The organism is Nostoc sp. CENA543 (assembly GCF_002896875.1).
Lineage (GTDB): Bacteria > Cyanobacteriota > Cyanobacteriia > Cyanobacteriales > Nostocaceae > Trichormus.
In genome coordinates this window covers 6,982,212-6,990,729 of the sequence record NZ_CP023278.1, presented here as the reverse complement: position 1 = coordinate 6,990,729, position 8,518 = coordinate 6,982,212, and the positions used below count along the sequence as shown (strand labels likewise).

The window sequence follows — 8,518 nt, the reverse complement described above, 5'->3', positions numbered from 1 at the left end:
CATTTACCACCTTTGCCGCTAATCGTCACAATAGAAGATATCAGCAACATTAATCTCGTCTGTAAATGCTTTAGACCTGAAAGTAGCTTTTGAGTTGTAATCATCTTGGGCAACACCAATTAGGCAAGATCCTAGCACCCCCAGACCAACACGGAGACAAAAAGACACATGAAAACACGAGAGTACAATATTCGCAGTTTGTTTGCACAAAGAAGAATTAACAGTCTAAAGTTAATGCTTTTTGGTGGGGTCGCACTAGTATCTTTGGGTGGCTGTTCCCTGTTACCTAGTCGGACAATACAAACCCAACCCAATGATTCCCAAGCCCAAATTGCTGCCCAAACTGCCACAGAACCAACTCCAGAAGCTGCACCACCGCCAATCATCGCATCTTCTGGTGATCCTAACTTTGTGGTGAAAGTTGTGCAGAGGGTGGGAGGTGCAGTCGTGCGGATTGATTCTGCTAGAACTGTGACATCTCGTGTTCCCGACGAATTTAATGATCCGTTTTTCCGTCGCTTTTTTGGTGAAAATATTCCCTCACAACCAAGACAACGGGTCGAACGGGGTAGCGGTTCGGGATTTATTATTAGTAAATCCGGTCAGATTTTAACTAATGCTCATGTGGTCGATGGTGCTGACCAGGTGACAGTCACCCTCAAAGATGGTAGAACCTTTGATGGCAAAGTTTTGGGTGAAGACCCTGTAACAGATGTGGCTGTGATTCAAATTGATGCCAATAACTTACCCACAGTCGCTTTAGGTAACTCAGACTCCTTACAACCAGGACAACCCGTCATTGCCATTGGTAATCCCTTGGGTTTGAATAATACTGTGACTTCGGGAATTATTAGTGCGACTGGTCGCTCTAGCAGTGATATTGGTGCTAGTGATAAGCGTGTGGACTACTTACAAACAGATGCAGCCATTAATCCAGGAAACTCCGGTGGCCCGCTACTGAACGCCAATGGTCAAGTAATTGGCATGAACACAGCAATTATTCGCGGCGCGCAAGGTTTGGGATTTGCCATTCCCATTAAAACAGTAGAGAAGATTTCCCAAGAATTAATTGCTAAGGGTAGAGTAGATCATCCTTACTTGGGTGTGCAGATGGTAACGCTGACACCGCAAATCCGAGAAAGAATTAATGATAGATTTGGCGATCGCGTTAACATTACATCTGATAAAGGTGTTCTCTTAGTGAGAATTGCCCCACGTTCCCCCGCCGCCAGTGCAGGACTCAGAGCCGGAGATGTCATCCAACGCATCAATAATCAACCAGTCACCACAGTAGAACAAGTACAAAAACTAGTAGAAGAAAGTCAAATCGGTAGTCCCCTGCAAATTCAGGTAGAACGGCAAGGAAAAACCGAACAACTAGCAGTCAAACCAGCACCTTTACCCGTACAGAGAGAAGGGTAAACCAGAGGTAGAGGGCAGGGTGCAGGGAGCAAGGGGGAAATTTTTCTCTCCCCTGCACCCTGCTCCCTGCCCCAATTCCTCTTCCATGCCCAATACCTAAAATTTTTGCATTTTACACTGATTATGTCTGAATCATTACCCATCATCACATTAGGCGATTCCACTTTACGTCAGCAAGCGGTTGAGGTGCAAAATGTTCACGATGCACGTATTCAAAAATTAATTGATGATTTAATTACTACTGCTACCAACGCTAATGGTGTCGGCATTGCTGCACCACAAGTTGCGGAATCAGTGCAATTATTTATTGTGGCTTCTCGTCCTAATCCCAGATATCCCCATGCGCCAGAAATGCCCCCAACACCCATGATCAATCCCAAGATAGTGGCTCACTCAACTGAGATTGTTAAAGGTTGGGAAGGTTGTCTCAGTGTTCCAGGGGTTAGAGGTTTAGTTCCTCGGTATCAAAAAATTCAAGTCGAATATACCGACCGTTACGGCAAATTACAAACTCTAGAACTCACTGATTTTGTAGCGCGTATATTTCAACACGAATACGACCATCTCAATGGACTGGTTTTTCTTGACCGCATAGAATCTACTCTCGATATTGTCACAGAAGAAGAATACCAAAAAAATGTAGCCCAGTATACATAAGCAAAAAAGATTCTTAAGAATGATACCCAACAAGAATTTTTAATGTATACTTAACCTATTGTTAACCTCAAGCTGGGTGTAGCTATCGAATAAATGGCACAAACTGTTATTAGTCGCGAAAGGTTAAGACCGCATTCGTATCTGCCAAGATTCCCTGACTTAACCTTAAATCAGCGTCACAGCGATCAATCAAAAGTGAATACGAATAGCAGTAAAGTGGTGAGAGAGCCACAATTAATACTTTCTGCTACTAGTATGCAAGTTGTACACGCAACAAAGGGGCGCATACGCATCAAAGCGACTGACGATAGTTTTAGCTCCGACTGTGAAAACATCGTCCCATACTTACGACAGTATCCAGCCGTCAAAGAAGTGACTATCAATGAGCGCACCAGCAGCTTGTTAGTGAGCTTTGATGAGCAACAAATATCGCTGTCGCAAATGTTGGGGATATTGCAACAGCTGAATATTCAAATAACTCCAGACTCCCCTATATCCGACCCCTTTGCGGCTTGGAAATCGGCGGAATTTTGGCAAGAACAGACTATATCGTTCATTCCTTTAATGGCGGGTTTAGCCGTCACCAGCAGATTAGGGATTAGTGGTTTAGCCTCGATTCCCGTCTATATGATTACCGCCGATGCCGCGCGGAGGGTAATTGATTATTTAAAACCACGCCTAGTTGATAAATTAAGCGGTGAAAGTATCACTCAGGATGATACAGCAGCAGTGTCAAAAACCTGCTCTCCTGCTTCCAATCAACCTGTCATCGTTAAAAAAGATAGAGAATCGGTGAAGTGGTCAGCAAAAGTGACCTATAGTGTAATACATCAAATACCTGGAAGAATTAGGTTTCATATACCAATATTGACCCGCGATCGCGCCTACGGTCGGAGATTAGAAAAGCTGTTGCAAGCTGATCCTGTAGTCGAGAGCGTACGCATCAATAACAATGCAGCATCAATTGCTATAGCCTACAAAGCTAACGCAGAAATAGCTGTATCTCGTTGGATAAGTCTCATGGAATCAGCCCTAGAGACAACTCCCGCCCAAGTTTCCCCACCAGCACCACAGTCAACGCCAGCTACATCTGAACCAGTAGTGACTCAACAGATGACTGAGCCAGAGAATATCACCACCACAGCCAAGCAAACAGTCTATATATCCAGTTGGTGGGCTGAAATGAAATATTCAGCATTGTCTTATTCTTTGAATTTTATGGCGAATTTACCACTGTAAACAGTCAAAAGTCGCCGGCAAATCACCAAAGCGATTGTTTATTACTTTTGTTCGTCTTTAGAAATATTTGGAGGATTAAAAATGGAAGATTCCGCGTCAGCGTCCGATACTGTACCGCGACCGAGGAAACAGCACTGCACACATTATAGAAAATTCCATATACCGCAATATCTACAACGCCTGTTCAGCCTGCTAGCTCGGAATTACCTCAAACTGACTAGTTCAGTGGCGGTAGATATACAGCAAATAACAGCCAACGATCAGCAATCTACATTTAAGACTTTCCCGCAAATAAATTATCCATCTTGTCCGGTGAGTATCTGGCTCAACCAAGAGCAGATAACGGGTAAGATGCCCATCCCACAAACAAATTTGGGATGTTTTAGCATACCGTCAACGGGGATCGCTGTCTAAAACCACAGCATTTTCAAAAATCATAAATCTGCATTTATGTCCGTCTTGAGGAGATGGGGGTTAATGCTGAGAATCAGGGGCAAAACTTTTTTTGCCTAGGGGTATTAATCGCCTTTTTTTCCGCAAGAGACCACGAAACACCAAGTTTATCTACCGCATCAAGGATCTATCAATGGCACAAACAACCGTACAACTAGCGTCACCTCCTGTGCATCAGTCTCTAGAAGTTGTAGAGAAGCAGGCGGAAGAAGTAGCTGTAACTTCCATAACTGCCTATCAGACACAAAACCAATTCAATGGCTCAATAGTTGCAAACCCGCTTCAAGTTGTATCCCCAAAGCAGATTGCGCCAGTTACCCATAGTGTTGTTCATGCAGTGCCAGGGAGATTACGCTGGCGTGTACCTAGGTTGCGCTACGATACAGATTACGCCAAGCGGCTAGTAGCTTTGTTAGAAGCTGATACTCTAATTACGAAAACTCGCATTCAGCCGGCGGCGGCTTCTTTGGTTGTGGTCTATAAACACAATGCCGTTGCTGAAGCTAAAATGCGATCGCGTCTCAGTTGTCTGATTGTGGCAGCTGGTGATCCTGGAATTGTCCCCATCAACACTAAACAATCATTAGCCACCCCAGAGGAGCAAGAAGAAGCTTCCTGGCCAGGAATGCAACTATCGGTTTTAGCTACAGGATTAGCGATTTTAGGCGGGCCTTTAGGAGTAGCGATCCCATCGTTTTTGACGGCGGGGACAATTGCCTTAGCTACATTACCAGTATTCAAGAGAGCCTTAACCGGAATTGTCACCCAACGCAAACTTACTATCGACTTTTTGGACTTTATTGCGATCGCCATGACCACCGTCCAAGGTCAGTTTCTCACACCGTCCTTAATGTTGAGTTTAATTGAAATTGGCGAAAATATCCGCGATCGCACCGCTCGTTCCTCCAAAATGCAAACCCTAGATTTGCTCAATTCCCTAGGACAGTTTGTTTGGGTAGAACGCAATGGAGAAAAGGTGCAAATCCCCATTCAGCAAGTCCATCCAGGAGATACAGTCATCGTTTATCCTGGGGAACAAATCCCCGTAGATGGCAGCATTATTAAAGGTAAAGTCCTGCTTGATGAACAGAAATTAACGGGCGAATCCGTACCGATTTTGAAAATCAAAGGACAGTCTGTATTTGCCTCCACTTTAGTCAGAGAAGGACAGGTTTACATCTTGGCGGAACGGGTAGGTAGTGACACCCGCGCCGGACAGAGCATTAAACTCATGCAGGAAGCTCCTGTCCATGATACGCGTATGGAAAACCACGCGATTAAAGTTGCTGAAATCGCGGTTGTGCCGACACTGTTACTCAGTATGTTAGTGTTTGCCCTCACCCGCAACACCGCCAGAGTCGCAAGTATTCTCACCCTCGACTTGTGTACGGGGATTCGCGTCTCCATTCCCACCACAGTTTTAGCAGCCTTGAGTAACGCCGCCCGTCAAGGGATTCTCATCCGTAGTGGTCGCGCCCTAGAACAACTAGCAGAAATTGATACCATCGTCTTTGATAAAACAGGCACACTCACCCAAGGAGAAGTTTCGGTAATTGCGGTAGATAGCTTTAATCCAGAAATATCAGGCGATCGCATCTTAGCCATTGCCGCCGCCGCCGAACAACGTCTTACTCACCCCGTAGCCGAAGCCGTCATTCGCTACGCCGAAGCCCAGAAAGTCGTGATTCCCAGCCGTAGCAAGTGGGATTATAAACTGGGCTTGGGCGTGAAAGCAGAAATCGACGGTGAGATGGTTTATGTAGGTAGCGAGAGATTTTTACGGCAACAAGAAATTGACATGGAGGTACTCAACGGCAACGGGCAGAAAGCCACCTCTGTAATTTATGTTGCTAGTAATGGGCGACTTCAGGGTAGAATAAGATATAGTGATGTGCTTCGCCCAGAAAGCCGGGAAGTCATCTCCCAACTAATGAATGTAGAAGGTGTAGAGGTGCATATGTTAACCGGAGATAACAAACGCACCGCCCAGGCTGTTGCAGCCGAATTGGGAATTGCTCCCAGCCACACCCACGCAGAAGCCTTTCCAGAACAAAAAGCCACAGTAGTCCGTCAACTGCACGAACAAGGTAAAACAGTGGCATTTGTAGGGGATGGGATTAACGATTCCCCAGCTTTAGCCTATGCAGATGTTTCTGTATCCTTTGCCCACGGTTCAGAAATTGCCCGTGAAACAGCAGACGTAGTGTTGATGGAGAATAACTTGCATGGATTGTTAGAAGCGATCGCGATCGCTCGTCAAGCCAAGCAACTAATTCGGCAAAACACTGGTATTGTTGCTATACCTAACTTGGGAGCATTAGTTATGGCTGTGTTATTTGGATTGAACCCCTTAGCCGCAACAGTAATTAACAATGGCTCAACCATAGTCGCTGGAGTCAACGGGTTACGTCCAGTCCTCAAACATCCAGCCAAGAAAACTCTGCCATCAGGGAGATGAGATGCTAAATCTAGCAAGATTAAGCTAGAAGGCTTTCAAAATCAGATTTTCCATTTCAATAGATTCGGAGGAATGAATTATGCCTAAAATCACCGACTTTGTAGAAGAAGCAGGCGCGCCAGGAATCATTGCTGGTATTGGCGCAGTCTTACTAGCTCCTGTTTTACTTCCTGTAATTGCAGGTGTGGGTAAACCCATCGCCAAATCAATCATCAAAGGCGGAATCGTGGCTTATGAAAAAAGCAAAGGTGCTTTTGCTGAACTCGGCGAAACTTGGGAAGACATAGTTGCAGAAGCTAAAGCTGAACTCGCAGAAGCAAAAGAAGTCCCAGCTTTTGAACCTGCCGCTAATAGCATTGATACTGCGTCCGATAATAGCGTGTAGATTACTAACGAGTAATTAGTAATTGGTAATGCTAATTATTAATTACTCATACTACACAATTCATGATCATAGGTAATCAATAAAGGTGCTTTTCCTCGCTACTAGAAGATTCCTAATTGATTCGTGAATCAATACTGTAGATGTGTAGCCTCATCCTGTGGGTGAGTTACGGCTTACGCCTAACACACCCTATCAGACTGACACACCTAAAATTTTAGATAAAAAATCTCCTGTAGGATGGGCTTCTAGCCCGTCCAAAATACCACAAGAACTATATAAAATTGCCACGCTACTACATATACTTATATTTTTTCAGAGGGTGATTTGATGTTAACCAATAGTCATGGAAATCTCACTACAATGCCAGCAGTTGAAAACCACACCAATTGCAATCAATCATCCACACCCATATCTACTAAAATCATCAGTGATACCCCAGGCAGATTGAGGTTGAGAATTAGTCATGCTCACCGTCAAGCAGACACCATGCAACATATTGCCAACACATTAAAAAGTAAATCCAATGTCCAAGAAGTACGCACCAATCTTCAGCATGGCAGTATTGTAATTAAGCATGATGCTACAGATAGTAGCTGGGAAGATGTCTTAGCAACACTAGAAGACTTAGGCGTAATTTTTGGCGAAGTTGCAGAAGGTAACACCGAAGCAGCCACAACCGTAGCTAGTGCAGTTGTGGATTTAAATAAACGAGTTAAACAAGCCACAGATGGCGCAGTAGATATTCGTTTTCTGTTTCCGTTAGGACTAAGTATTTTGGCGGTGAGACAGTTAATCATTAAAGGCTTGCAGTTAGAAATTATTCCTTGGTACGTATTAGCTTGGTACTCCTTCGATAGTTTTATTAAACTGCATGGCATCACACCACCAAAATCTAGTCAGGAATAGGGATTGAGGACTAGGGACTGGGGATTGGGGAAAAGAAGACAAGGTAGACAAGGTAGAATCTTCTACCTAATGACTAATGACTATTGACTATTGACTAATGACTAATGACTAATGACTATTGAAACACTCTGTGTTGTAGAGAAGGCATTTGTCTGCGGACTTGTTCTAGGCGTGAGGGATTAATTTCGGCGATCGCTACTCCTGGTTTATCACCAGCATCATCTAAAATCGTCCCCCAAGGGTCGATAATTACCGCATGTCCATGAGTGAGACGGCGATCATAATTATTACCTGTTTGGGCTGGAGCAATGACATAAGCAGTATTTTCAATTGCTCTTGCTTGTAATAATACCTGCCAGTGGTCTTTACCTGTAAAAGCTGTGAACGCAGCAGGAACAAAGATTATATCTGTGCCTTTAGTAGAAAGATGGCGGTAAAGTTCAGGAAAACGCACATCATAGCAGATGGACACACCGATATTACCCAAAGTTTCAGAGTAATGCACAGGCGGAAGTTGTTCACCTGCTACTACCGTACTAGACTCACGGTAAGTATTCCCATCGGGAACATTCACATCAAATAGGTGTACCTTATTGTAACGGGTGAGTTCTTCACCGTTAGGGTTAACTAAAATAGTAGTGTTATAAACCTTACCTGTATCACCCACAGGTACAGGAAAACTACCGCCTAAAATAGTAACTTGGAAGCGTTGCGCCATCTTTTTGATAAAGACTTCACTTGCTTGCGCGATCGCTTCTGCTTGTGCCAGTTTATCCTTTTCCTCTCCCATAAAAGAGAAATTTTCTGGTAAACCCACCAATTCCGCACCCCGGCGTACAGCCAGATCAATCAATTCCTCAGCTTGCACCAAATTCTTTTGCAAATCTGACACACTGGTCATTTGAATGGCGGCGGCTAAATAAGACTTCATAGACTTAAAAAACAGTGTAGTTGTGTGCGATAGATAATCAAATATATCGTTACTTAAATATCCGACA

Annotated in this window: 8 protein-coding genes; 7 read left to right on the top strand and 1 reads right to left on the bottom strand. The window is 44.2% G+C overall.

Annotation, left to right across the window (positions count from 1 at the left end; all coding sequences use genetic code 11):
- Window positions 1-168 precede the first annotated feature (168 nt).
- The 7 genes from CLI64_RS29475 to CLI64_RS29450 all read left to right on the top strand — a co-directional run bounded on the left by CLI64_RS29475 (window position 169) and on the right by CLI64_RS29450 (window position 7,520).
- Window positions 169-1,422 carry an HhoA/HhoB/HtrA family serine endopeptidase gene (locus CLI64_RS29475; protein WP_103140525.1) on the top strand — a complete coding sequence of 418 codons (1,254 nt, stop codon included), beginning with the start codon at window positions 169-171 and terminating at the stop codon, window positions 1,420-1,422.
- 123 nt (window positions 1,423-1,545) lie between these two features.
- On the top strand, window positions 1,546-2,079 hold the full coding sequence (def, locus tag CLI64_RS29470; protein WP_103140524.1) for a peptide deformylase: 534 nt from the start codon (window positions 1,546-1,548) through the stop codon (window positions 2,077-2,079).
- 93 nt (window positions 2,080-2,172) lie between these two features.
- Window positions 2,173-3,318 carry an HMA2 domain-containing protein gene (locus CLI64_RS29465; RefSeq protein WP_103140523.1) on the top strand — a complete coding sequence of 382 codons (1,146 nt, stop codon included), beginning with the start codon at window positions 2,173-2,175 and terminating at the stop codon, window positions 3,316-3,318.
- An 81-nt stretch (window positions 3,319-3,399) separates the two neighbouring features.
- Complete coding sequence (locus CLI64_RS31060; RefSeq protein WP_157943336.1) at window positions 3,400-3,732, top strand: hypothetical protein; 333 nt, start codon at window positions 3,400-3,402, stop codon at window positions 3,730-3,732.
- Between the two features lie 172 nt (window positions 3,733-3,904).
- Window positions 3,905-6,229, top strand: a complete 2,325-nt coding sequence (locus CLI64_RS29460; RefSeq protein WP_103140522.1) for a heavy metal translocating P-type ATPase — start codon at window positions 3,905-3,907, stop codon at window positions 6,227-6,229.
- 79 nt (window positions 6,230-6,308) lie between these two features.
- On the top strand, window positions 6,309-6,614 hold the full coding sequence (locus tag CLI64_RS29455; RefSeq protein WP_374703953.1) for a DUF5132 domain-containing protein: 306 nt from the start codon (window positions 6,309-6,311) through the stop codon (window positions 6,612-6,614).
- 327 nt (window positions 6,615-6,941) lie between these two features.
- Window positions 6,942-7,520 (top strand): HMA2 domain-containing protein, encoded by a 579-nt coding sequence (locus tag CLI64_RS29450; RefSeq protein WP_103140520.1) that lies wholly within the window; start codon window positions 6,942-6,944, stop codon window positions 7,518-7,520.
- Window positions 7,521-7,635: 115 nt separating this feature from the next.
- Here CLI64_RS29450 and CLI64_RS29445 read toward each other — a convergent pair whose 3' ends face one another.
- The gene (locus CLI64_RS29445; protein WP_103140519.1) at window positions 7,636-8,451 is read right to left on the bottom strand and encodes a carbon-nitrogen hydrolase family protein; all 816 of its coding nucleotides are present in this window, start codon (window positions 8,449-8,451) and stop codon (window positions 7,636-7,638) included.
- Between the last annotated feature and the right edge of the window lie 67 nt (window positions 8,452-8,518).